General features: G+C 35.8%; 23 protein-coding genes. 21 read left to right on the top strand and 2 right to left on the bottom strand.

Annotated elements, in window-relative coordinates; all coding sequences use genetic code 11:
* The first annotated feature begins 108 nt into the window (after positions 1 to 108).
* The 7 genes from ACFS6I_RS15360 (at position 109) to ACFS6I_RS15330 (ending at position 6,101) form a co-directional block, all read left to right on the top strand.
* Complete coding sequence (locus ACFS6I_RS15360; RefSeq protein ID WP_380921903.1) at positions 109 to 1,377, top strand: dihydroorotase; 1,269 nt, start codon at positions 109 to 111, stop codon at positions 1,375 to 1,377.
* Between the two features lie 2 nt (positions 1,378 to 1,379).
* Positions 1,380 to 2,054 carry a hypothetical protein gene (locus tag ACFS6I_RS15355; RefSeq protein WP_380921901.1) on the top strand — a complete coding sequence of 225 codons (675 nt, stop codon included), beginning with the start codon at positions 1,380 to 1,382 and terminating at the stop codon, positions 2,052 to 2,054.
* Positions 2,054 to 2,650: a DUF4199 family protein gene (locus tag ACFS6I_RS15350; RefSeq protein ID WP_380921899.1), complete on the top strand. Its 597-nt coding sequence runs from the start codon at positions 2,054 to 2,056 to the stop codon at positions 2,648 to 2,650. The genes ACFS6I_RS15355 and ACFS6I_RS15350 overlap by 1 nt, the downstream gene beginning before the upstream one ends.
* A 101-nt stretch (positions 2,651 to 2,751) precedes the next feature.
* On the top strand, positions 2,752 to 3,702 hold the full coding sequence (locus tag ACFS6I_RS15345) for a glycosyltransferase family 2 protein (protein WP_168128203.1): 951 nt from the start codon (positions 2,752 to 2,754) through the stop codon (positions 3,700 to 3,702).
* A gap of 9 nt (positions 3,703 to 3,711) precedes the next feature.
* Positions 3,712 to 4,839: a glycosyltransferase gene (locus tag ACFS6I_RS15340; RefSeq protein ID WP_380921897.1), complete on the top strand. Its 1,128-nt coding sequence runs from the start codon at positions 3,712 to 3,714 to the stop codon at positions 4,837 to 4,839.
* Between the two features lie 228 nt (positions 4,840 to 5,067).
* Entirely contained in the window at positions 5,068 to 5,340 is a 273-nt protein-coding gene (locus ACFS6I_RS15335; protein WP_021188135.1) for a hypothetical protein, read from the top strand.
* Positions 5,337 to 6,101 carry an MBL fold metallo-hydrolase gene (locus ACFS6I_RS15330; protein ID WP_380921895.1) on the top strand — a complete coding sequence of 255 codons (765 nt, stop codon included), beginning with the start codon at positions 5,337 to 5,339 and terminating at the stop codon, positions 6,099 to 6,101. Before ACFS6I_RS15335 ends, ACFS6I_RS15330 begins: the two co-directional genes overlap by 4 nt.
* A gap of 10 nt (positions 6,102 to 6,111) precedes the next feature.
* Here ACFS6I_RS15330 and ACFS6I_RS15325 read toward each other — a convergent pair whose 3' ends face one another.
* Positions 6,112 to 6,801, bottom strand: a complete 690-nt coding sequence (locus tag ACFS6I_RS15325; RefSeq protein ID WP_380921893.1) for a 2-C-methyl-D-erythritol 4-phosphate cytidylyltransferase — start codon at positions 6,799 to 6,801, stop codon at positions 6,112 to 6,114.
* An 85-nt stretch (positions 6,802 to 6,886) separates the two neighbouring features.
* A complete protein-coding gene (gene queA / locus ACFS6I_RS15320; protein ID WP_045752934.1) occupies positions 6,887 to 7,936 on the bottom strand; it encodes a tRNA preQ1(34) S-adenosylmethionine ribosyltransferase-isomerase QueA in 1,050 nt (349 codons plus the stop codon).
* A gap of 193 nt (positions 7,937 to 8,129) precedes the next feature.
* Between queA and ACFS6I_RS15315 the strand changes: the two genes are divergently transcribed.
* The 14 genes from ACFS6I_RS15315 to ACFS6I_RS15250 all read left to right on the top strand — a co-directional run bounded on the left by ACFS6I_RS15315 (position 8,130) and on the right by ACFS6I_RS15250 (position 26,703).
* Positions 8,130 to 9,374 carry an ABC transporter permease gene (locus ACFS6I_RS15315; protein ID WP_132771824.1) on the top strand — a complete coding sequence of 415 codons (1,245 nt, stop codon included), beginning with the start codon at positions 8,130 to 8,132 and terminating at the stop codon, positions 9,372 to 9,374.
* A 113-nt stretch (positions 9,375 to 9,487) separates the two neighbouring features.
* Positions 9,488 to 11,944 (top strand): glycoside hydrolase family 31 protein, encoded by a 2,457-nt coding sequence (locus ACFS6I_RS15310; RefSeq protein ID WP_380921890.1) that lies wholly within the window; start codon positions 9,488 to 9,490, stop codon positions 11,942 to 11,944.
* A gap of 34 nt (positions 11,945 to 11,978) precedes the next feature.
* Positions 11,979 to 13,889 (top strand): 1,4-alpha-glucan branching protein GlgB, encoded by a 1,911-nt coding sequence (glgB, locus tag ACFS6I_RS15305; RefSeq protein WP_380921888.1) that lies wholly within the window; start codon positions 11,979 to 11,981, stop codon positions 13,887 to 13,889.
* The gene (locus ACFS6I_RS15300; RefSeq protein ID WP_380921886.1) at positions 13,889 to 15,307 is read left to right on the top strand and encodes a glycogen synthase; all 1,419 of its coding nucleotides are present in this window, start codon (positions 13,889 to 13,891) and stop codon (positions 15,305 to 15,307) included. Before glgB ends, ACFS6I_RS15300 begins: the two co-directional genes overlap by 1 nt.
* A gap of 1 nt (position 15,308) precedes the next feature.
* Positions 15,309 to 16,580, top strand: a complete 1,272-nt coding sequence (locus tag ACFS6I_RS15295; protein WP_021188128.1) for a glucose-1-phosphate adenylyltransferase — start codon at positions 15,309 to 15,311, stop codon at positions 16,578 to 16,580.
* Between the two features lie 133 nt (positions 16,581 to 16,713).
* Positions 16,714 to 17,274, top strand: a complete 561-nt coding sequence (locus tag ACFS6I_RS15290) for a DUF2306 domain-containing protein (RefSeq protein ID WP_380921884.1) — start codon at positions 16,714 to 16,716, stop codon at positions 17,272 to 17,274.
* A gap of 1 nt (position 17,275) precedes the next feature.
* Entirely contained in the window at positions 17,276 to 18,196 is a 921-nt protein-coding gene (locus ACFS6I_RS15285; protein ID WP_380921882.1) for a YARHG domain-containing protein, read from the top strand.
* Between the two features lie 90 nt (positions 18,197 to 18,286).
* Positions 18,287 to 19,627 (top strand): sigma-54-dependent transcriptional regulator, encoded by a 1,341-nt coding sequence (locus tag ACFS6I_RS15280; RefSeq protein ID WP_380921880.1) that lies wholly within the window; start codon positions 18,287 to 18,289, stop codon positions 19,625 to 19,627.
* A 945-nt stretch (positions 19,628 to 20,572) separates the two neighbouring features.
* Positions 20,573 to 20,932: a DUF7674 family protein gene (locus ACFS6I_RS15275; RefSeq protein WP_183915338.1), complete on the top strand. Its 360-nt coding sequence runs from the start codon at positions 20,573 to 20,575 to the stop codon at positions 20,930 to 20,932.
* A 14-nt stretch (positions 20,933 to 20,946) separates the two neighbouring features.
* A complete protein-coding gene (kdpF, locus tag ACFS6I_RS15270) occupies positions 20,947 to 21,024 on the top strand; it encodes a K(+)-transporting ATPase subunit F (protein WP_084825336.1) in 78 nt (25 codons plus the stop codon).
* A 39-nt stretch (positions 21,025 to 21,063) separates the two neighbouring features.
* Positions 21,064 to 22,752, top strand: coding sequence for a potassium-transporting ATPase subunit KdpA (gene kdpA / locus ACFS6I_RS15265; protein ID WP_380921877.1), 1,689 nt, complete (start codon positions 21,064 to 21,066; stop codon positions 22,750 to 22,752).
* A 77-nt stretch (positions 22,753 to 22,829) separates the two neighbouring features.
* Positions 22,830 to 24,839, top strand: coding sequence for a potassium-transporting ATPase subunit KdpB (gene kdpB / locus ACFS6I_RS15260; protein ID WP_380921875.1), 2,010 nt, complete (start codon positions 22,830 to 22,832; stop codon positions 24,837 to 24,839).
* A 12-nt stretch (positions 24,840 to 24,851) separates the two neighbouring features.
* On the top strand, positions 24,852 to 25,418 hold the full coding sequence (locus ACFS6I_RS15255; RefSeq protein ID WP_380921873.1) for a K(+)-transporting ATPase subunit C: 567 nt from the start codon (positions 24,852 to 24,854) through the stop codon (positions 25,416 to 25,418).
* 196 nt (positions 25,419 to 25,614) lie between these two features.
* Positions 25,615 to 26,703: a porin gene (locus ACFS6I_RS15250; protein WP_380921871.1), complete on the top strand. Its 1,089-nt coding sequence runs from the start codon at positions 25,615 to 25,617 to the stop codon at positions 26,701 to 26,703.
* Positions 26,704 to 26,705: the final 2 nt, after the last annotated feature.

Raw genomic sequence — 26,705 nt, 5'->3', positions numbered from 1 at the left:
AGAAAACTCACTATTTTTATTGAATTCTACTAAGGAAAGAGTATTAGTGTGCTTTAAAACTGCGCGTACTTACTATTCAAATCCAATAAATTTCAACTTCTTAAGCATATGAAAAGCGTATTAATTACTTCTGTCAAAGTGGTTTTGCCGGGAAATGAATTTGATCAACAGGTGGTTGATGTATTCATTGAAAAAGGAAAGATTTCCAAAATTGCAAATTCCATTGAAGTCGCTGATAAAAATATAGAAATATTCGATGGTTCAGGAAACATCCTTTCTGTAGGTTTCTTTGACCTAAATGCTAATTTTGGTGAACCAGGTTTGGAAACCAAAGAAGATATTGCTTCTGGATCTGCTGCTGCCGCAGCTGGAGGATACACTGCCGTTGCTGTGATGCCCAATACGCAACCGGCAATCCAAAGCAGGGCTGAAGTCGCTTTAATTGTCAATATTGCAAAAGGTAATTTGGTAGATATTTTACCGATCGGAGCGGTGAGTAAAAATCGCGAAGGCCATGAAATGGCTGAGTTGTATGATATGAAACAGACTGGTGCCATTGCTTTTAGTGATGGTAATAAAAGTATGCAGCATGCTGGTTTAATGAGCCGTGCATTGTTATATGCGCGCGGATTTGGAGGCTTAATCATTGCTCATCCAGAAGATGCTTCAATGGCGGGAGGTAATAAAATGAACGAAGGGGTGATGAGTACTTATTTAGGTATGAAAGGTATTCCTAATCTTGCAGAGTCTTTGATGGTTTCTCGTGACCTTTATCTAGCTGAATATGCTGAGTCACCTATTCACTTTACTACAATTAGTACAGCCGAAGCGGTAGATTTAATAAAAAAGGCAAAAGCAAAAGGAATTCAGGTCACCTGTGATGTTGCCGCACATCAATTGGTTTTTACTGATGATGAAATTGTTGATTTTGATAGTAATTATAAAGTAAGTCCCCCGTTGCGTACCAAATCCGATGCAAAAGCGTTAATAAAAGGATTGAAGGATGGTGTTATTGATGCTGTTGTTTCACAACATACTCCGCATGAAATTGAATTTAAAAATGTTGAATTTCATATCGCAAAAAATGGTATAATTGGTTTACAGACTGTTTTACCTCTTTTAATCAAAGCAGGATTAAACGAACAACAGATAGTTGAAAAATTAGCTGTAAATTCACGACGGGTAGTTGGATTAACTTTACCTGAGATAAAAGAGGGTGAAGTGGCCAATTTGGTGCTATTCAGTATGAATGAAAATTGGATTTTTGATCAAGAATCAAACAGATCCAAATCTAGAAATAGTCCTTTGTTCGGAAAAGAGTTAAAAGGAAAAGTTAAATTAGTGATCAATAATGGTCAAATCATAAAAAATGCTTAATAATGGAAGCGAATATTAAAGCGGCTGTTGCTGCAGGGATCAATACCTACGGTAGAGTAGATAACATCGAAACAAAATCAGAATTTTTAACAAAAGTTGAGCATGTTTTTGATACCGATGGAAAATATATCGATAAATTGGCTTTATTGGATGAAGCTTTTGATGACTATCCACTATTTGATGAGTTAAGAGAAGTATATGTCGATCTGTTATTGATGAACTTTTTTTCTACTGATATTCAAAAATTAGAAGAAGATTATTTGGAGTCTGAAGAATGGGAGAAAATCGAAGATGAAACAATAGATCGCGGTACAGAACTATTGAATATATTTTTATACTTACGAGAATGTAAAGATGATGAGATTGATCCTGATTTAGATGATTACTTGAAGGAGTTTTTATTGGTTGATGAAGATGAGTTTCAAGATGAGCATGAGATTTATGAAGATATCATTGCCAATCAAATTTTAGTAGAAAGTACATATGCAGAAATTGCAAAAACTGCAAAAACAATCAATCCATCAAGTGAGGTTTATGAGCTATTTTATGCAATCATAAGTTTCTTCAGTGAGATTAACCCTAAAGATGCGCAGTTTGAAGAGTATGAATCTCACAGTGAAAACAAAGCTTTTGATGCAGCTCTTTATCAAATTATTACTAACTTTTACAAGGGGTAATGGAAGTTGGTGTTGACAAAAATAGTAAGATTACAAGTATCCTATATGGTGTTGGCTTAGGGATGATTTCATTTATCTTAGGATTATGTTCCATTTATGTAGTAAAGCCATTAGAAGGATCAGCCTTATTGCAGTACAGCAATCCATTTTTTAATTTTATTTTATTTTTAGGTGTGACGGTTTTAATAACCTTTGCGCTACGAAAAAAAATGGGAGGTATCTGGGACTTTAGTAAGGCGTTGAAATGTATTTACATCATGCTTGTAATTAATCATATAGTCGCTTCAGTAAGTACTTTTACCTATTTAAAATATGTAGAACCAACTCTTCAGGAAGAAAATTTTCATGTAATGATGAATGCTCGGATTGAAAGTATGGAAAGAAGTACAGGTTTTGCCAGTGAAGAAGAAAAGCAAAAAACAATAGATGTAAGCATTGAACAAATGGAGAAAGATAATGAATCGGTTGCAAACATGACTTTGGGCGCTCGTGCAAAAGGTTTTATTATCACCTTACTTCCTTATTTTTTGTTTGCCCTAATGTTAGCTGCTTTGACAAAAAATGGTCAAAAAGCTAGCAGTAATCCTGCTGTTTAAAAGGATAAATTTAAAAAAAATCATTACGTTAAGGTGTTGTCAGAATGACGATACCTTAACTTGTTTATAAAGCAAATATATTGACAATGATCAACGTACATATGGATATTTCAGTTGTTGTTCCCCTTCTTAATGAAGAAGAATCTTTACCAGAGCTAACCTCATGGATAGACCGTGTGATGGCTAAACACCAGTTTTCTTATGAAATTATTTTAGTTGATGACGGAAGCAGGGATAAATCATGGGCTATAATTGAAGAATTAAAAAAGAGCAATAACAATATTTCAGCAATCAAATTTAGACGTAATTATGGTAAATCTGCTGCTTTAAATGTTGGCTTTGCAGCAGCTCAAGGTGATGTGGTAATTACAATGGATGCCGATTTACAGGATAGTCCTGACGAAATTCCGGAATTGTATGATCGTATAATGAATAAAGGGGCAGATCTAGTTTCTGGATGGAAACAGAAACGCTATGATCCACTTACAAAGACATTACCTACTAAACTGTTCAATGCTGTGACAAGAGGTATGTCGGGAATTAATAATTTGCATGATTTTAATTGTGGCTTGAAAGCATATCGTAAAGATGTTGTTAAAAACATTGAAGTGTATGGAGAAATGCATCGTTACATTCCTGTTATAGCGAAATGGGCAGGTTTTACCAATATTCAAGAACAGGTTGTACAGCATTATCCAAGGAAATACGGTACAACCAAATTTGGTGCAGGTCGTTTTGTAAAGGGTTTTCTTGATTTATTATCCATATTTTTTGTTGGAAAATTTGCTAAACGTCCTATGCACTTCTTTGGTGTAATGGGTGTAGTGAGTTTTTTAGTAGGTCTTATTATTACTTTATACTTGATCTGTCATAAATTGATGAGTATCGCCGCTGGAACACCATTTAGAGATGTCACAGATCAGCCGATGTTTTTTTTATCACTGACAGCGATTATCATTGGTTCACAATTGTTTCTAACCGGTTTTTTGGCAGAATTGGTTTCGAGAAATAGTACAGATCGTAATAATTATCAGATCGAGAAAGTAATATAATTAATAGAAATGCGCATTGTTATCTTAGGATCTGCATATCCATTAAGAGGAGGGGGAATAGCTTCGTTTAATGAACGATTGGCCGAGCATTATCAGCAATTGGGACATGAAGTGGATATTTATTCTTTTTCACTCCAGTATCCAAATTTTTTATTTCCTGGTAAGTCGCAATTTTCAGATGAATCCGCACCAAATGGATTACGAATTTTTTCAAAGGTGAATTCTGTCAATCCTTTTAACTGGATTAAAATAGGACTAGAATTAAAGAAAGCAAATTATGATCTCTTAATCGTGCGCTTCTGGATGCCTTTCTTTGGGCCCTGCCTTGGAACGATTCAAAGAATTGTACGTCAAAACAAACACACAAAAGTAGTCTGTATTGCGGATAATATTATTCCACATGAACATCGAATTGGAGATCAAATATTAGCGAAATACTTCTTAAATGCTGTTGATGGTTGTGTTACGATGAGTAGAAGTGTTTTGGACGATTTAAAAGAGATCAATTCTAAGATACCTGCAACTTATACACCACATCCTTTATACGATAACTATGGTCCTAGCATTAGTCTAGAACAAGCAAGAGCAGCGCTGAAGATACCAGTGGAAGACAAAGTTGTCTTGTTTTTTGGTTTTATACGCCAGTATAAAGGATTGGATATGCTTTTGGAAGCGTTAGGAAAAGTAGAACTTCAGGAGTTAAATGTAAAATTATTGTTAGCTGGAGAGTTTTATGGAGATGAGGATCTTTACCAGTCACTAATTCAAAAATACGGTTTGCAAGACCGTATTTATCTCCACACTTCCTTTATTCCGAATGATGAAGTTGGTAAATATTTCTGTGCAGCCGATGTTGTCGTATTACCCTATAGAACTGCCACACAAAGCGGTATTACCCAAGTAGCCTATCACTTTGATCTTCCTATGATCGTTACTCGAGTAGGCGGACTGCCAGAACTGGTGCATGATGGACTCGTTGGTACCGTTGTCGAACCTAATATAGCAGAAATTGCAAAAGGAATAGCATCTTTTTATGATCAAAATAAAGGAAGTGTCTTTCGTGAAAATATGAAAGAGGAAAAGAAAAAATATAGCTGGGATATCTTTGGTGAAGAAATAATTCGATTGGCGAAGTAATCTTTAAAATTTAATGTATAAAGCTTTTCATATACAATTATTTAGGGACTGATTGCTAATCATTTCCAGACAGGTTTATCAGAAAAATCAGAATTGTATAGGCAATCAACAACGATAAAAGTGCTTTGCAACCTGTATATTTCCTGTTCAATTGGAGGTAATTGTATTGCAAATCTGAGCAAATTTATCTAAGTTTGAATATAGGCACAAGCATAAATAAGGGAAAAATTGGTAGCATATACACAAGGAAGTTTAGATAAGATCGAAGAACTTTTTAAGGATCAGGGATATAGGGTGAGGTACGAGAAAGGGACTTTTAAGACAGGAGCGTGTGTGTTACAGAGTTCACTTGTAGTTGTCGTGAATAAGTTTTCTAATTTAGAGATGAAAATTCAGTCCTTGATGGCTATTTTAACTGAAATCGACATCGATCAATCACGCGTTAATGAGAAGCACCTTACTATTTATACACAAATTACTAAACTAAAATCAAAACGTTGATAGTCAAATTTTTAGGAACTGGAACTTCACAGGGTGTACCTGTTATCGCTTGTCAATGTGCTGTTTGTTTATCAAATAGTCATTTTGATAAACGTCTTCGTTCCTCTATTTTGATTAGTTATAACGATAGAAACATTGTCGTAGATACGGGTCCAGATTTTAGATATCAAATGTTACGCGAGCATGTGATGCATATGGATGCGATATTAATGACACATTCACATAAAGATCATATCGCAGGTCTTGATGATGTTAGAGCATTTAATTTTAAGCAACAGTCTTCCATAGATATTTATGGTACAGATGTTCTTCATGATGCGTTAAGAAGAGAATTTTACTATGCTTTTTCTGGAGTAAAATACCCTGGGATACCGCGTTTAGAATTAGTGGAAATTGAAGCATTAAAACCATTTCAATTGTTTGGAAAGGAAATTCTTCCTTTGGAAGTGATGCATTATCAAATGCCTGTATTAGGTTTCAGAATAGACGATTTTGCGTATATTACAGATGCAAAGACCGTATCCCATTTAACAAAAGAAAAACTTCAGGGATTGAAAGTTTTAGTTATAAATGCTTTACAAAAAGAAAGCCATGTTTCGCATATGACTTTGGATGAAGCTGTAGCTTTTGCTCAAGAAATAGGAGCTGAACAAACTTATCTAACACATATTGGTCATCGAATGGGGCTGCATAAAGATGTTGTAAAGGAACTTCCTGCAAATATTACTTTAGCTTACGATCAACTTGAGATCAGGGTGTAATTATACACTTCTATACTTTTGAGTAGATCTGTGCAATTTCCAGATCCTCAGGATAAGTTATCTTAATGTTTTTATAATCACCAATCACAATATGAATAGGTATACCTAATCTTTCCACAACGGAAGCATCATCTGTAAAAGTCGCCTCTTCATCCTGTTCATAAGCTGTTTCTAATAAACCTCCTTCAAAAATCTGAGGTGTCTGTACAAGCCAAATATGATTACGATCAATTGCATAGTTGGTATCTGCTGTCGTCATACGAACAGAATCAGTACACGAACGAGCAACGATTACCGCTTTAGAAACCTTCACTTGTTCAAAGGCCAGATCAATTGTATTGGTGGCTATTAAAGGTCTAGCCGCGTCATGTACAGCGATAGCAATTTCCTGTAAATTTAGTTGCTTTTTTTTGATAAATGCAATTCCATTTTTGACCGTCTGAAATCTGGTTTCTCCTCCATAAGTAATATCATGAGGAATAGTGAACTTGTATTCTTGACAAAGAGATTTCCAAAAATACTCCATTGCTGGATCAATCGCTATGATGATATGGGGTTGTTTGGTACTTGTATAGAACTTCTCTATCGTATGCATCAAGACTGGTTTCCCGTTCATCAATAGATATTGTTTCGGTAAATCTGACTGCATACGACTACCTTTGCCAGCCGCAACTATTAAAACAAAGCTTTGATCGATCATGGGTTTTGATGAATATAAAAGGATTGAAAACAAAAAACGTGGATAAATATACTATTTATCCACGTCTATATTTTTTAATTGTCGATTAGATAATCAACATGGCATCGCCATAACTGTAAAATCTGTATTTTTCTTTAACCGCTTGTTCATAAGCATTCATAACGTGTTCGTAACCACCAAAAGCAGCAATCATTACTAATAAAGTAGATTCTGGAGTATGGAAATTCGTAATCATTGAGTTTGCAATACTGAAATCATATGGCGGATAAATAAATTTACTCGTCCAATCGTTCGCTGGTTTTAAGTGACGATCAGCAGAAACAGCCGATTCAATTGCGCGCATTGAAGTCGTTCCTACGGCACAAACTCTTCTTTTTAAGTCAATAGCTTTATTTACTGTTTTAGCAGCTTCTTCAGTGATGATAAACTGCTCAGAATCCATTTTGTGTTTTGTTAAATCTTCAACTTCAACCGTTCTGAAAGTTCCCAATCCAACATGTAAAGTTACTTCAGCAAAATCAACACCTTTTAGTTCCAAACGTTTCATCAACTCGCGAGAGAAGTGAAGACCTGCAGTTGGTGCTGCAACAGCTCCTTCATTTTTAGCATAAATTGTTTGATAACGAAATTTATCCTCAGGTGTTGCTTTACGAGTAATGTATTTTGGAAGTGGAGTTTCACCCAAAATCTCAATATTACGACGGAATTCTTCATCAGTTCCATCAAATAAGAAACGGATTGTACGTCCACGTGAAGTCGTGTTGTCAACAACTTCAGCAACTAATAAATCATCATCTCCAAAGTAAAGTTTATTTCCTACACGGATTTTTCGAGCTGGATCAACCAATACATCCCATAAACGAAGTTCTTTGTTTAATTCACGTAACAAGAAAACTTCGATTGTAGCACCAGTTTTTTCTTTATTGCCATATAGACGCGCCGGAAAAACTTTTGTATTATTTAAAATCATGACATCTTTGTCATCAAAATAATCTAATACATCTTTAAAAATTTTATGCTCAATTTTACCAGTATCACGGTGTAAAACCATTAAGCGTGATTCGTCACGATTTTCAGTTGGTTCAGACGCCAAAAGAGACTCTGGTAAGTTGAATTTAAATTGAGATAACTTCATCTTTAATATTGATATTTTAAATGATTGCCTTTTATATGTATTTAAGTTCCCTATAACAGACTTATTGGAACATAAATAAGCATACAAAGGTAGTCAATTTTTTAGTTAAAAGGGAGTTTCTTTCTGGATTAAATTGATTAATGAATTGATTTTGACATAAAATCAAAACTTAATTGTAATTTAGAACCTGAATATGCTAGCAATAGGTCTCATTAAGGAAAGTGCAAAATTCGCACTGTCGGCGCTAAAAGATAACCGCACACGTACTTTATTGTCCTTATTAGGGGTGACAATAGGTATTTTAACGATTATTGGTGTTTTTTCAGCCGTTGATACATTACGAAATAATATTGAAGATTCTGTTAAAAAAATAGGATCAAATACATTATATGTTCAGAAATGGCCTTGGACTGGAGGTCCCGATTTCCCTTGGTGGAAATATCTCAATAGACCAGAACCAAAGTACGAGGATTATTTAATGCTGAAAGAACGTATAACGACAGCAGATAAAATTGCCTATATGATTGATATCGGTAATTCTACGATTAAATATAAAAATAATAACGCCTCAGGAGTGTCTATTTCAGCAGGTACACAGGATCAGTACAGTATTCAGAATTTGAATGTTGAAAAAGGTAGATATTTTGTCGAAAGCGAAACCCGTGCAGGGTCATTAGTGACTGTTTTAGGTGCTGTCATCGCAGAGGGACTTTTCCCAAATAGTGATCCTCTGGGAAAATATGTCAACATGCTGGGAAGGAAGGTACAGGTAATTGGTGTATTAAAGAAGGAAGGGGAAGGAGTTCTAATCAACACTTCTCCTGATAATAGTGCATTTATTCCCTTTGAGCTTGCTCGAAATCTAGTTAATTACGATAATTTTTCACCAAGTATTGCTGTTCGAGTGATGTCAAAGTATTCTTTAGCAGAAGCTGAAAGTGAAATTAAAGTTTTAATGCGTTCAATTCACCGCATTTCTCCACAACGAGAGGACGATTTTTCAATTAATCAAACAACCATGATAACTTCACAACTGGATAAAATGTTTGGCATTGTAAATCTAGCCGGTTTTTGTATTGGAATTTTCTCGATATTGGTAGGTGGATTCGGTATAGCCAATATTATGTTTGTGAGTGTCAAAGAACGTACACATATTATTGGTATTCAAAAGGCATTAGGAGCTAAGAACTTTTTTATATTGTCTCAATTTTTGATCGAATCAATTGTGCTCTGTCTATTAGGAGGTGCTATTGGCTTATCTATCGTGTTTCTGATCACATTATTGGTTAAAATTGGTACTGGGTTAGCAATTGTCGTGAGTATAAAGATGGTACTCTTGACGGTCTTTATTTCGACGTTAATTGGTTTGATATCAGGTATTGTTCCGGCTTTGATGGCTTCAAGATTAGATCCTGTGGAAGCTATCCGTAGCAAATAAGCTATAAAATGAAATTAAGTTTATTCTTTACCACATGATGTAGCGAGTTTTTGTATTATTTATCGTAATTTAAGTTCAGCTTAAACTGATTAAATTATTTAAAGATAAATACTATGGGAGACTCGATAAAAAAAGAGGAAATTGCAAATGATCTGTTAGATGCAAACTCTGCTGAAGATAATGTACATCATGTTAATAATCCTGTATTAGACCTTCCTACTATAGAGAAAAAATACCTGGCAAGAGTAAGAGCATGCTCTAAGGACCGGAATACATTTTATTTTACAGATGGTATTGCTAAAGTGGAAATTCGAATAGTTTCTGATGAAATTATTCGCGTTCGTTTGGCTCCTCAAGGATCTTTTTTAGATGACTTTTCTTATGCTGTTATCGATACAGATCAGCACGCAGTATCGTTTTCTGTAGATGAAGATGAAACAAGTTATTACGTGAAAACAAATAAAGTGATCTGCGCTATCCGTAAAGCAGATTTTTTGGTTTCATTTCAAGATTTTTCAGGTAAAGTATTCAATACCGATGATAAACCAATGCATTGGGAGGAAAATCCAGACTTTGGCGGTTATTATGTATATTGCAGTAAAAAGGCACATGAAGATGAAGCTTTCTTCGGCTTGGGAGACAAAGCCACCAATTTAAATCTTCGAGGTAAACGATTTAAAAACTGGAATTCGGATACCTACGGCTATGCTTTTAATCAAGATCCCCTTTATAAAACAATTCCTTTTTATATCGGAGTGACTGGTGGAGAAGCCTACGGTATTTTCTTTGATAATACATTCAGAACATTCTTCGATTTTGCTTCAGAAAATAAACAACGTACAAGCTTCTGGTCCGAAGGCGGTGAGATGCAATATTATTATATTCATGGCCCAAATATGATCGATGTGGTAAAACGTTATCATAGTATTACTGGAACCCATTATATGCCTCCATTATGGGGGATTGGTTACCATCAATGTCGATGGAGTTATTATCCTGAGCAGAATGTAAGAGATATAACAGCAGAATTTAGAAAAAGAGAAATCCCTTGCGATGCTATTTACCTCGATATCGATTATATGGATGGCTATCGCTGTTTCACCTGGGACAAAAAATATTTTCCGGATCCTAAGAAAATGATATCAGATTTAGCTGCCAACGGCTTTAAAACAGTGGTTATGATAGATCCTGGTATTAAGGTTGATGAAAATTATTGGGTATTTAAGGAAGGACAGCAAAATAGATATTTCTGTCGTCGAGGTGATGATTATTTTATGGAAGGTTTTGTATGGCCTGGAAGATGTCAGTTTCCCGATTTTACAAATCCAACTGTAAGGGAATGGTGGGGTACTTTATACAAAGGCTTGGTTGATGACGGAGTTGCTGGATTTTGGAACGATATGAATGAACCTGCTGTTTTTGGAAGAGGTACATTTCCGGATGACGTAAGACATAACTATGATGGCTATCGAGGTTCCCACAGGAAAGCGCACAATATATATGGCATGCAGATGGTACGTGCTACGTATGATGGTTTAAAAAAGCTATATAAAAATAAAAGACCTTTTACTATCACGAGAGCAGCGTATTCGGGTACACAGCGTTTTTCTTCGGTATGGACTGGAGATAATATTGCAACATGGGAACATCTTCGTATTGGTCTTCTGCAGTTGCAAAGATTATCCGTTTCGGGACTTTCTTTTTGCGGAACCGATATTGGAGGATTTACAGGAGAACCGGATGGAGAATTGTTTACACGTTGGATGCAATTTGGTGTCTTTTCTCCATTCATGCGCGTACATTCCGCAGGTGATACACGCGACCGTGAACCATGGAGTTTTGGCCCCGAATGGGAAGCAATATGTAAGAAATTTATTGAAATGAGGTATAAATTACTACCTTATATCTATACCATTTTTTGGCAACAACATCGTTATGGAGAACCTATTTTAAGACCGATTTCCTTGGTGGAACAACATATCCCTAAAAATTTAATACGAGAGGAAGAGTTTTGTTTCGGAGATAAAATTTTAGTCTCACCTGTTCTTAATCCTGGGCAAAAAAATAAAGTGGTTTATCTTCCTGAAGGAGAATGGTATTATTATTTCAATTTACAGAAATATGTAGGTTTACAGGAACATACTATTGATACTCCCCTAGATGAAATGCCAATTTTTGTAAAAGGAGGAAGTATAATTCCTGAATATCCCGTCATGCAATATACATTTCAGCAAAAAATTGATGTATTGAAATTGAATGTTTATTTCAGTAGAGGTAAGTTTGACTCTTATACCTATGCTGATCATGGCGATACCTTTGCTTATGAACAAAGTGTCTATGCTGAAAAACACTTCCTTTTAGAAGGGACAGATAATAGCTTAGTGATACTGCAACAAGTGGAAGGACTTTACAATGAAAGGTTTGATGATTACAAAATTTATCTGATCGGCATTCCATTTGAAGTAAGAACAGTTAAGGCAGATGGTGTTGAACTCAACTTGTTAAAAGATGAATCAGGCAATGATTACATCCAAGTAGAAAAAGATTTCAGAAACTTAATTATAACATAATTTACGATTATTAAACCTAACACCTAATCTGATCATGGGTCAACCAGTAGAAGTATTTTCATTACTTACAGCATTCGACATATCATTATTTAGAGCTGGAAGACATTACAAATTATATGAGAAATTTGGATCTCATGTTGTTGAGTATAGCGGTCAATCAGGAGTTTATTTTGCCGTTTGGGCACCTTATGCAAGTCAAGTTTCCGTGATTGGAAATTTCAATGGTTGGAATCCTTATACACACCTTTTGCATGTGCGTTGGGACGGAAGTGGTATCTGGGAGGGATTTATTCCAAATATTGGAATAGGAGAAGTATATAAATACCATATTAATTCAATGGCAGGAGAGCAATTGGAAAAAGCTGATCCTTTTGCGTTGATTAGTGAATTACCACCACAAACTGCGTCAATTGTCGGTACAACTTGGTATGAGTGGGAGGACAAAAACTGGATGTCACAAAGAGCTCAATTTAATAGTTTGGATAAACCTATGTCGGTGTATGAAATGCACTTGGGTTCCTGGCAACGTGATCCTTCAGATCCCGATCGCTTGCTTTCCTATCGCGAAATTGCAGATCGATTAGTTCCCTATATAATAGAAACAGGATTTACACATGTCGAGTTTCTTCCTGTTATGGAACACCCCTTTTATCCATCTTGGGGTTATCAGATTGCGGGTTATTTTGCTGCATCTTCACGCTATGGGGGACCACAAGATTTAATGTATTTGATCGAATCTTTACATAAGCATAATATTGGTGTAATTTTAGATTGGGTACCTTCACATTATCCTGGTGACGCTCATGGATTATATCGTTTCGATGGTAGTTTCCTTTACGAGCACGAAGATATAAGGAAGGGATTTCATCCAGATTGGAAATCATATATCTTTAATTATGGTCGAAACGAAGTGCGATCATTCCTCATTAGTAATGCGCTCTTTTGGTTGGACCGGTATCATGTGGATGGTTTGCGTGTGGATGCCGTTGCTTCCATGCTTTATCTTGATTATTCGCGTAATGAAGGCGAGTGGGAACCCAATAAATTTGGAGGAAGAGAAAATTTGGAAGCTGTAGAGTTTTTAAAAGAATTTAACGAAGCTGTTTATCATCATTTCCCAGATGTTCATACCATCGCAGAGGAATCAACATCTTGGCCTGGTGTAAGTAAGCCAACATCTGTAGGAGGATTAGGTTTTGGCATGAAATGGATGATGGGTTGGATGCATGATACGTTAGATTATTTCAAAGAAGATCCTATTAATCGCCGATATCATCATCACAAATTGACTTTTGCAACTGTGTATGCATATCATGAAAATTTTATGTTGCCATTATCTCATGACGAAGTTGTGCATGGAAAAAAATCTCTTTTGTATAAGATGCCGGGTGATGAATGGCAAAAATTCGCAAATTTAAGAGCACTTTATTTGTATATGTTTACATTAACCGGGACGAAACTGTTATTTATGGGTGATGAATTTGCACAAACAGCAGAGTGGAATGAAAACAAATCTTTGGATTGGCACTTACTGGATTATTCGCCACATAAAGGTATGCTTAGATTTGTTACCGCCTTAAATCGTGTGTACAAAAGTCAACCTGCACTTTATCAGAAAGCTTTTGTAGGCGATGGGTTTCAATGGGTAGAACAAGGAGATTATACCAATAGCGTGTACGCGTATTTACGCAAGGGATATGAAGAAAAAGACAACTTATTAGTCGTATTAAATCTAACCCCAGTTGTTAGAAAAGAATTTAGGATAGGTATACCAAAAAATGGCGTATGGGAAGAAATTTTGAATTCAGATCAATTAGAATTTAATGGGAGTGGACTGATCGGCGAAGCTTACAATTCAACACATATTCACTGGATGGGTTTTGAGCAATCGATAACGATAACTTTACCACCTTTAGGAGGTATAATATTAAAACGAAAAGCATAATGAAAGTAATACATTTAAGTGTTGAATGTTTTCCGGTAGCAAAGGTAGGCGGACTGGCAGACGTATTGGGAGCTTTACCTAAATATCAGCGTAAACTTGGTGTTGACGCATCCGTTGTTATGCCTTGGTACAATCGAAAATTTACACAAGAAAATAAGTTTGATCATATTGCCTACGGAGCTTTCTATCAAGGATCGGAATTATTGCATTATGAAATTTTGAAGGAAGCAAATGATCTGCTCGGATTTCCATTATATCTCATTCGCATACCCGGTAAATTAGATCGTGAGGAAGTATACTGTTACCCTGATGAATCTGAGCAATGGCTGTCATTTCAACATGCTTTTTTACATTGGTTAAAAGCAGATGGCATACAACCCGATTTGATCAATTGTCATGATCATCATGTCGGATTGGTTCCTTTTTTATTGAAATACAGTTATGAATTTCAACAGTTTTCGCATGTTAAAACACTTTTTACAGTTCACAATGGACAGTACCAAGGCTGGATGAATTGGAGTAAAGGTATTTTATTGCCAAGTTTCGATTCTTGGCAATGGGGATTGCTTGATTGGGATGGTGTAATTAATCCCATGGCAGCAGCGGTTAAATGTTGCGATGCATTTTCTACGGTTTCAGAAGGATATTTAAAAGAATTATTTATCGAAGCAAATGGTCTACAATCTTTGTTTTCATCCGAATCGCAAAAAGGATACGGCATTGTTAACGGGATCGATACAGATTATTGGAATCCGCAGTTAGATACTTTAATTGATTCGAATTATAATCTTAATACAGTTGAAAAAGGTAAATCACAAAATAAAAAAAGCTTATGTGAACAGTATAAATTAGATCCTTCTTTACCATTAATGTCATTTATAGGCCGATTTGCGATAGAAAAAGGAGCAGATTTATTAGCTGAAATAATTGATCAACTTTTGGGAAATATTAAATCCAAAATGAGTATATTTATTTTAGGCTCAGGAGATCAAGATATTCAGGATGCTTTGCAACAGATTTTAGAAAAATACCCAAAACAGCTTGCAGTTTATTTTGGGTATAATGAATCACTTGCACATCAAGTATATGCAGCAACAGATCTGTTATTGATGCCCTCAAGAGTGGAGCCTTGTGGATTAAATCAATTATATGCCCTACAGTATGGGACAATTCCAGTAGTAAGAGGTATTGGCGGGCTCAAAGATACAGTTATTGACGTGCAAGAGACAGGTGGATACGGTATCGTATTTCCCGAAGCACATGTTGAAGATGCAGTACAGGGTGTGATAAGGACTTTAGAAATAGTTAATCAGGTCGATTTGTTGTCAGAAATTAGACAAAGGGAAATGCATTTGGATTTTTCATGGAATAAGTCAGCTCAAAAATATTTGGATTTGTACACTAAATTATTGAAATAATATGTCACACAAAGTAGTCTCTATTGTTTTGGGGGGTGGACGAGGTACTCGTTTGTATCCCTTGACCGAACAGCGCTCAAAACCAGCTGTACCAATTGCTGGTAAATACCGTTTGGTGGATATTCCGATTTCGAATTGCTTAAATTCCGGATATAATAAAATCTTTGTTCTGACACAGTATAATTCGGCATCTTTAAATAAGCACATTAAAAACGCTTATAATTTCAGTATTTTTAGTAAAGGATTTGTAGATATATTAGCTGCAGATCAAAATAATGAAGGCGATCGGTGGTTCGAAGGAACAGCTGATGCTGTGAGGAGAACACAGAAAAATCTGCTGAATGTCGATTATGACTATGTACTTATTCTGTCAGGTGATCAATTGTATCAAATGGATTATGCTGCATTAGTCGACTTTCATGTTAAAAACAAAGGAGATGTCACCATTGCAACTATTCCTGTCACTGGTAAAGATGCAACAGGATTTGGAATTTTAAAATCGGATGAAAATAATGTTATTACCTCCTTTATAGAAAAGCCTAATAAAGAAGAACTTTTAAACTGGGGGTCCGAAGTATCAGAAGAGATGGATAAGCGCGGTAGACATTATTTAGCTTCTATGGGGATTTATGTTTTTTCAAAAGGTGTATTGGCCTCCTTACTGAAAGAAAATCCAGGTATGGATTTTGGGAAAGAAATCATTCCTGAAAGTATAGATTCCAAAAATGTACTGAGTTATCAATTTGATGGGTACTGGACTGACATTGGTACAATTAGTTCTTTTTTTGAAGCAAATATTGGTTTAACCGATGATATCCCTGATTTTAATTTGTTTAATGAAACAGTTTATACAAGAGCACGGATGTTGCCTCCTTCTAAAATATCAGGAACTACATTAAACAATACAATTGTTGCAGATGGATGTATTCTTAATGGCGATAAAATTCAGCGTTCAATCATTGGTATTCGCTCCCGTATAGGACATGGTACAGTGATTAAAAACACCTATATGATGGGTAGTGATTATTATGAACAACTGGAGGAAGTTTTGGAATTAGGAAGTACGCAGGCACCTCCGCCAGTAGGCGTCGGTGAACGATGTTATATTGAAAATGCAATCCTAGATAAAAACTGTCGTATTGGTAATAATGTTCGTATAAAAGGAGGGAAGCATCTTAAAGATGGAGATTATGAGACTTATGCTGTTTGTGATGGTATCGTGGTCGTAAAGAAAGAAGCGGTTATTGTGAACGGCATTACCATTGGTTGTTAAGTGAAATTTTGAAAATTAAGGTAATTTTTTAAATTACCTTAATTAAATCAAATCGGAAGAGATGACTTTGGGTTGGAAAAAAATCATTGGTAATTTAGTACTATTATTACTGTTTGGGTATAGCTGTATCCTAATGGCAGAAATTATTTGGCAATATCGAAATTTTGAATTAGATACTTCTTTTTTACAGATTAAACAGACTGAAATAACGGAGATCTTCTGGTACAGATATGTGTTTTATGCCCATGTTACTTTTGCAATTTTAGCGCTTCCAGCTGGATTTACACAATTTAGTAGCACCATTTTAAGAACATACCCACGTTTACATATCGCATTTGGTTATTTATATGTTGGTGCTATTTTAATTGTTGCAGCACCCTCTGGTTTTTTAATCGCAATGCAAGCTAACGGTGGACCAGTTGCTCAAATTGCCTTTACCTTACTTGCAATATTTTGGTTTTACTTTACACTTCAAGCTGTTCTAAAAGCAAAAACGGGAGATTTTAAAGCACATAAAAATTTTATGATCAGAAGTTTTGCATTGACATGTTCGGCATTAACTTTGCGCTATTGGAAACTTGTATTAGTTTATTTCTTTCATCCCTATCCCATGGACCTATACCAATTGGTGGCCTGGTTAGGCTGGATTCCAAATCTACTAATTGCAGAATGGATAATTAACCGTAATAAATAATATGAAAAGACTTTTCTATATGGCACTGGCATTCGTCCTGCTAACCTCTTGCAATAGTAAAACAGATAAAAAATCTTCAGACCAATCAGTTTCGGGAGCTATGGTCGAAGATGAGATTCATCCAGAATTATATGGAAATTGGGTAGGCGATTTTACTGTAGATGAAAAAGTTTCGGAAGAAATTCTTGAAAAGCAAGGCGAATTTCCTGCGGAATTCGATTATAGTCCTAAAATTAATTTGACAATTAAAAGAATCACAGCTGATACAGTCATTGCGCAAAATGTGGTTAAAGGAAATTTAAGACCTTTGGTAGGGAAAATAGAAGAAAATGGAAATTTGATCACCTTTATCTTGGATGAGCCCGGAGATAAAAAATCTGACGGAAGATTTGAGTTCAAATTGAATAAAGATACTTTAGAGGGATCTTGGACAGCATTTGATCAAAGTGTAAATGTGAAAAAACGGAATTTCAAATTAATAAAAAAACAGTTCGTTTATAATGCTAATCTCATGTTACCTAATGATGAAAATAGCGAACCATTAATTGACTGGTATGCGTCAAAAAAGGAAACAAAGACGATGGCAGACGGAGATTCAACTTACACCTTTATTAATGATTTATATCGTGCAGCATCGCCTGTTGTATATACGCTCAATGCGTCAAAAACAAAGCTCACAGAAGCCGATTTAAAAAATTTGAAGAAGTTGGATTTAGAGATTATTCGAAATACTATTTTTGCACGTCATGGATATGCTTTTACTAAAATTAATGTGCGTCAATTCTTTGATCCGGTGGATTGGTATGTCCCAGTTTCCAATGATGTAACAAAAGAGCTAACGCAATTGGAACGTGATAATATTGCCCTGTTAACACGTTTTGAAAAGTTTGCAACTGATAACTATGATCATTTTGGTCGTTAAGTACAAGTTGTATCTGATATAGATAATAAGTTTCGCCTATAATAAGTTTCGCCTAAAATTTACTTAAGTTTGATATCTAAATTTTAATCATTGAGCACAATCCTAATCATCGACGACGAAGAAAAGATTCGTACACTACTTGCTAGAATTATTACTCTAGAAGGCTTTGAAGTATTTCAAGCTTCAGATTTAAAGAAAGGATTAAAACGCTTGGAAGAGCAAGATATTGATGTTGTAATCTGTGATGTTAAATTACCCGACGGAAGTGGTGTAGATAGCACCAAAGTAATAAAACAGAAGTACCCGTTAACTGAAATTATCTTGTTGACAGCATATGGAAATATTCCGGATGGCGTACAGGCAATTAAAAATGGAGCTTTTGATTATATTACCAAAGGAGACGATAACAATAAGATTATTCCATTAGTAAATAATGCAAGCGAAAAGGTAGCATTGGCAAAAAGAGTTCAAAAACTCGAAGAGCAGCTAGGGGACCGCTATTCCTTTGACAAGATTGTCGGGAAATCGAAATCAATCTTAAATGCAATTGATTTAGCAAAAAGAGTTGCCGTTACTGATACGACAGTGTTATTAACAGGTGATACAGGAACTGGAAAAGAAGTGTTTGCACAAGCGATACATCAGGCAAGTAACCGTAGTAAGTTTAATTTTGTCGCCATTAATTGTGCCGCTTTTAGTAAAGAACTATTGGAAAGTGAATTATTTGGACATAAGGCCGGTTCTTTTACCGGTGCAATGAAAGATCAAAGAGGACTTTTTGAAGAGGCAAATAAAGGCACTATTTTTCTTGATGAAATCGGCGAAATGCCAGTGGAATTGCAGGCTAAAATTTTGAGGGTATTAGAAACTGGCGAATTTTTAAAAATTGGAGAAACAAAAGTAACACGTGTAGATGTTCGTATTATTGCAGCTACGAATCGTAATTTGGAAGAAGAAATAGCAAATGAACATTTCAGAAGTGACTTATTTTATCGTCTTTCGGTATTCAGTATTTATTTGCCAGCACTGTGTGAACGTAAGCAAGATATTCATTTATTGGCAAATCATTTTACACAAATCTTTTCTTTGCGTGCTAAGAGAAAAGAATTACAAATCTCGCCTGAATATATTACTGCATTGGAAAACCATCAATGGAAAGGAAATATTCGTGAACTTAAAAATTGCATAGAACGTAGTGTGATTTTATCAGATAATGATGTATTGTGTGTTGACACGCTTCCTTTTGCTAGTGTAGCCGTTGATTCAGGTGTAAAAATGTTATCTGCCTTCTCCATGGCAAGTGTCGAAAAAGTGCATATTCAAAAAGTACTACATCATACTCAAGGAAACAAAGCAGAGGCTGCTCGTCTTTTGGAAATTGGTATTGCAACACTCTATCGTAAGATCGAAGAGTATAAATTAATACCATGAGCTAGAGGTTTCTGGTCTTACGGAGGCTTCATGCTCTTTATTGTTATTTTCCCACGTGGACGACTGTTTAGTTATTACTTTCATAATTATATTTCAAACTTTTGTTAACGAATTCCATACAGAGATGACTGTTTCCCCCGTAATCTCTTAATTGTTATTTAAACTGAACAAAACTATTATTCCTGCTCTTGCAATAAACAAACTGAAGATCCAATAGCATGTAATAGGGACTTTATTGATAAAAAGGTCGTACCAAATAGGTGTTGTATCCACGGTGAGTCCACTATAAGTCCACAGTAAGTTCACCTTATATAGCACTCTCACCCTGCTAATACTAAGCAAGAACGCTGCTTACAGGTATACCCTATGTCAAGGTTGGTACCTAGCAATACCGTAGAGCAGTGCAATACTTACGTATAAGAATCCCTTATAACCTTACAGCAGTTTACACGATATCTTTTGAAGAAAATCTTTCTATTATGATAAAGAGCCTATCAAAATGATAGGCTTTTTTGTTGGTAAATATTTCTGTTTTTAATATAATGAGTTGTTGTGTAGTGTTTTGTCTGTTTCTTGGCAGAGTTGGAATAAAATTGGCATCCAGCACTTCCAAAATGAATACTCATGTTAAATTCAAAATGGAAAAAAATCAGGCAGTACGACAGGTACTGGAAATCCGGCATAACGTCCGGATTATTGAAAATTGCCTTTGTCGCAATTGTGACTTTTGCACTTGTAAAATTTGTAGATATTCTCAGCACATAAATTAATAAAGATGATAGCCATAATATTGACACTTGTTGGTGTAATTTGTTTTGCACTGTTTTTTAAATCAATTGACTTTTTTGATCAGATTTAAGGTGAAGCCACGAAGTAGATAATCTTGATATATAGCAGCTATTATGTACTACTCGAGCAGTCATCAACAAATGAAAAAATAATAGAATGAAAACAAAAATGATAAGTACCCTAGAAGAATGGATACCAGAATCCAGTAATTGGATTTCAGATAAAGAATTAGGAGATCATACCGTAGCTGATTATATCATATTAGGAAAATTAGCCGAACAATGCTTAAAAAAGATGAGCTCAGGTAATGAATATGAGTATGCAGACGCCGAAGAAATTGCAAAAGTGGTGAATTTGATATATCAGGGAGGAAACCAATATACACGTAATGCGATCGAAAATGAATTTCTGACTAAGCTGTCCATAGAAGAAAGTCCAGCAAGTTTAAAAAAGCATCTGGCCATATTGCCAAAAGAATTGAGGAAGGAATACCTCAAAACGATAATGGAAAATTAAAATTATAGCAAACGATGATAGCATTACTCATAGTAGCAGTAGGCGTGTTTGCATACATCGTGTATGTATTACTAAAGCCGGAGCAGTTTTAACAATCAAACTGTGAATGAAATAATATTTAAAATTTAATTATGAATACAGAAATAATAGCCATAATCGTCATGTTTCTTGGTACGATCGCTTTAGCAATTCCTTTAGGAAAATATATTGCGAAAGTATTTGCTGGAGATAAAACAATCTTTGATCCCGTTTTCAATCCGATTGAAAGATTATTTTATAAACTAACAGGTATAGACCCAAAAGTTGAAATGAGTTGGAAGCAGCATATGGTTGCGATGCTCACCATCAATATGATTTGGTTTCTGGTGGGAATGCTGGTACTGATGACGCAAGGAAGTTTACCTTTAAATCCAGATCAAAATCCAAGCATGACAGCAGATTTGGCATTCAACACGGTAATCTCTTTTGTTGTGAACTGTAATTTACAACATTACTCTGGTGAAACTGGGGTGAGTTATTTGGGTCAATATTGGTTGATGTTTTTACAGTTTGTCAGTGCAGGTACTGGTATGGCTGCGGTAGTAACTCTTTTTAGAGCTTTTAGAGATAGAACAGCTACAGATTTAGGTAATTTTTATGAATATTTTATTAAATCTTGTACGCGAATTCTGCTTCCATTATCCTTTATTGTAGCTATTATACTTGCTTTTCAAGGAACACCCATGACGTTTGAGGGTAAGGATACAATTGTAAGTTTGCAAGGTGATACCGTTCAAGTATCGCGAGGACCTGCTGCAGCGTTTGTTGCAATCAAGCATATTGGAACAAATGGTGGTGGTTTTTTTGGAACCAATTCGGCTCATCCTTTTGAAAACCCTACCTATTTGAGCAATATGGTAGAAATGGCGGCACAGATGATCGTTCCATTTGCCATGATCTTCGCTTTTGGTTATTTTATCAAGAGGAGAAAGTTATCCTGGATGATGTTTGCCGTGATGACGGTAGGGTTCTTGCTATTGGCAATTCCAAATGTCAAGATGGAAATGAATGGTAACCCTGCTCTAACAAATATGGGAATTGATCAGTCATTAGGTGCGATGGAAGGAAAAGAAATCCGAATTGGAGCAGCAACATCTGGATTCTGGAGTATTGTGACAACAGTGATTTCAACGGGATCTGTTAATTCCATGCACGATAGTTCAATGCCACTTTCCGGAATGAATGAATTATTAGCAATGATGATAAATAGTTTTTATGGAGGTGCAGGAGTTGGTATCCTTAACTTTTTCATCTTCATTATTCTTGCTGTATTTATCAGTGGACTGATGGTGGGACGCACACCCGAGTTTTTAGGGAAAAAAATAGAAGCTAGAGAAATGAAGATTGCGATGATTATTGCATTGATTCACCCATTTCTAATCTTAATCAGTGCAGGTTTAGCAACCGCATTTCCCGGACAAGGAGCATCAACATTAAACAATCCTGGTTTTCATGGTTTCAGTGAGATCTTATATGAATATACATCTTCATCGGCAAATAATGGAAGTGGATTCGAAGGTTTAGGTGATAATACACCTTGGTGGAATATCAGTACTGGTATCGTTTTGATCTTATCACGCTTCTTGCCGATTATCGGACCAGTAGCAATTGCAGGTTTGTTGGCTAAGAAAAAATTTATTCCTGAAGGCGAGGGAACTTTACAGACAGATACAGCAACTTTTGGGATTTTGGTATTTACAGTAATCATTATTGTAGCTGCATTATCATTTTTCCCAGCATTAGCTTTAGGTCCTATTGCAGAATATTTTTCTATGCGTTAATCTCATTTGAATGATAACGATCACTGGTTTAGGTAAGCTAACACGATCGTTTACTTCGTCAATATAAATATTTAAAAATGAATAAGAATCAATCATTATTTCAGAGTGACATGTTGTTGCAAGCTTGCAAACAGTCTTTCGTGAAATTGAACCCTAAACTGATGTTTCGTAATCCCGTAATGTTTACGGTAGAGATCGGAACTTTTGTGATGCTAGTAGTCAGTTTATGGATATTGTTAGGAGAATCATCACAAGGTAGTTTTGGTTATAACTTCACCATATTTTTGATTTTATTGCTTACTCTGTTGTTTGCCAATTTTGCGGAAGCGATTGCTGAAGCTAGAGGAAAAGCACAAGCAGACAGTTTACGTAAAACAAGAGAGGAAACCCCTGCAAAATTAGCAAATGGAAGTATGATTTCTTCTTCACAACTTGTGAAAGGTGATATCTTTATATGTGAAGCAGGTGATATCATTCCTTCTGATGGAGAGATTGTTGCGGGCTTGGCAACTATAGACGAAAGCGCGATCACTGGAGAGTCGGCTCCTGTCATACGTGAAGCTGGAGGGGATAAAAGTAGTGTAACAGGCGGAACAAAAGTATTGTCCGATAAGATACAGGTAAAAGTAACTACCGAACCAGGTGAAAGTTTTTTAGATAAAATGATCGCTTTGGTAGAAGGAGCAAGTCGTCAAAAAACACCAAATGAAATTGCATTGACCATTCTTTTAGCAGGTTTTACCTTGGTATTCATTATTGTTACTGTGACTTTAAAACCTTTTGCAGATTATGCCAATGCGCCCATCACAATTGCAGCTTTTATTTCACTATTTATCTGCTTAATACCCACTACGATTGGCGGATTATTATCCGCAATTGGTATCGCAGGAATGGATAGAGCGTTGCGGGCAAATGTCATTACTAAAAGCGGAAAAGCAGTAGAGACGGCTGGAGATATTGATGTCCTATTATTGGATAAAACTGGTACCATTACCATTGGTAACCGTAAAGCAACACATTTTTACCCAACGAAGGGCATAGCCGAAGAGCAACTGATTAAAGCTGCTGTATTAAGTTCAATGAGTGATGAAACTCCTGAAGGAAAATCAATCATTGAGTTGGCTGGTGTTAATCCTTTGGCATATCCAATCAATGCACCCGTTTTTATCAAATTCACGGCAGAGACAAGAAGTTCCGGGATTGATTTTGATCAGACTCGTATTCGTAAAGGTGCGACTGATGCGATCCGTAATATCGTTACGCAGGCCGGAAATGTATTTCCAGTAGATATAACCGATCAGGTTACTGAAATTTCTCAAAATGGAGGTACACCCTTAGTTGTTTGTGAAAACGAAATTGCTTTAGGCGTCATTGAATTGCAGGACGTTATTAAACCAGGGATTCAAGAGCGGTTCGAACGTTTACGGAAAATGGGTATCAAAACAGTTATGGTAACCGGCGATAATCCATTGACGGCAAAATATATTGCCGAAAAGGCCGGAGTCGATGATTTTATTGCTGAGGCTAAGCCAGAGGATAAGATGAACTACATCAAAATGGAACAAGCTAATGGCCGTCTGGTTGCCATGATGGGAGATGGTACAAATGATGCTCCAGCACTGGCTCAGGCAGATGTTGGTGTTGCAATGAATAGTGGGACGCAAGCTGCTAAGGAAGCAGGCAACATGGTTGATTTGGATAATGATCCGACGAAATTGATCGAAGTTGTGGAGATCGGTAAACAATTATTGATGACTCGTGGCACTCTTACTACTTTTAGTATTGCAAACGACGTGGCGAAATATTTTGCGATTATTCCTGCTTTATTCATTACGGCTATTCCAGCGTTGCAAGGATTAAATATTATGCAATTACATAGTCCAGAGAGCGCCATTTTATCTGCCGTGATATTCAATGCCCTAATTATTCCATTTTTAATTCCATTGGCTTTGAAAGGGGTGGCCTATAAACCGATAGGTGCAAGTGCACTGTTACGTCGTAATCTGCTCATTTTTGGAGTAGGGGGTATTTTGGTGCCATTTGTAGGCATCAAATTGATTGATCTTATTGTATCCTTATTTATTTAAAAAAACGAAATCATGAAAAAGCATATTTTTCCAGCTATAAAGCTGACTTTTATCCTAATTGTTTTTTTTGCAGTCATCTATCCTTTTGCTGTATGGGCCATTGCTCAAGTAGCTCCAAATGAAGGTAAAGGTGAAATCATCACTTTTAAAGGTAGGACTTATTACAGCAACATTGGTCAGGCCTTTACAAATGATCACTATTTCTGGTCCCGTCCTTCTGCGGCTGGCTATAATGCAGCAGGATCTGCGGGAAGTAACAAAGGCCCTTCAAACCCTTCATATCTGGCAGAGGTAAAAGGTAGGATAGATACATTTTTGGTGCATAATCCCACTATTACAAAAGCACAAATACCTGCTGATCTTATTACTGCAAGTGCGAGTGGCTTAGATCCTCACTTTTCAGTACAGGCAGCTCAGGTTCAGGTGAAACGTATTGCTAAGATCCGAAATATTGCAGAAGCAGACTTAATGACATTAATTCATGAGCATACCGAAAAACCATTAATCGGACTATTTGGTCCTGCGAAAATAAATGTATTAAAGTTGAATATTGCATTAGACCAATTATCTGCAAAATAATTTAATATGAAATATCCATGTCATACACATTCGAATAAATGTAATTCTGTCAAGAGTGATGTGTACGCAGTCTGGATATTTCATAGCATCCTTATACAATCAATTAACAAATGTGAAATCAAGCTGTAAAATCATCTGCTATGGATGTTAAGCATGATATACACGAATGCTCTATCAACAAAATGATAAAATTAAGATGAAAAAATATATCATCAGTTCCCTATTGTTATTAGGAACTATCCATATTTTGCAAGCACAAGAAAACGTTGAGATCAAAAATCCGTTAACGATTAGTGGCTATGTTGAAGTATACAGTCAGTACGATTTTTCTAACCCTAAAAATAATTCCCGACCAGGATATGTATACAGTCATCATCGTAATAATGAGGTTAATTTAAATTTTGGAATGATTAAATTAAATTATGAATCTGATAGAATCAGGACTAACCTGGCATTGGCGGCTGGTACTTATATGAATGCAAATTATGCTGCTGAACCAGTAACGTTGAAAAATATCTACGAAGCAAATGTCGGTATCAAGATTTCAGAAAAGCATAATTTATGGATTGATGCTGGTGTTTTGCCATCTCATATTGGATTTGAAAGCGCCATTAGTAAGGATTGCTATACCCTGACACGTAGTATAGGAGCGGATAACTCTCCTTATTTTGAAACAGGAGCTAAGATATCGTATACGACCGATGACGGTAAATGGATGATGAGCGGATTAGTTTTAAATGGCTGGCAAAGAATTCAGCGGATTGACGGAAACAGTACCCCCGCTTTTGGGCATCAGTTAACGTATAGGCCCACGGATAAAATAACTTTAAACAGCAGTTCGTTTATTGGTAATGATAAAGCCGATTCTGTTCGTCAGATGCGGTATTTTCATAATTTTTATGGACAGTTCCAACTGCATGATAAATTTACGGTTATAACAGGGTTTGATATTGGTGCTGAACAAAAAGAAAAAGGAAGCAGTCATTATAACACATGGTTTACTCCAGTTTTGATCGCTTCCTATAAACCTCATGATGATTTTGCTATAGCTTTACGAGGTGAATATTATCAAGATAAGAAAGGGATAATTATTAATACCGGAACTACAAATGGTTTTCAAACATTTGGTTATTCCTTTTCAGTAGATTATGTGGTTTTCTCAAATTTAGTATGGCGAACAGAGTTAAAGAGACTACAGAGTAAAGATGCTATTTTTGCTGATCGAAATGATTCTTTGGAAAAAGATAATATGATTGGAATTACTTCTTTGGCATTACGTTTTTAATC

Source organism: Sphingobacterium anhuiense (assembly GCF_042686355.1).
Lineage (GTDB): Bacteria > Bacteroidota > Bacteroidia > Sphingobacteriales > Sphingobacteriaceae > Sphingobacterium > Sphingobacterium anhuiense.
Note: the sequence above shows the minus strand (reverse complement) of the source record. Positions and strands in the feature narration are given on the sequence as shown.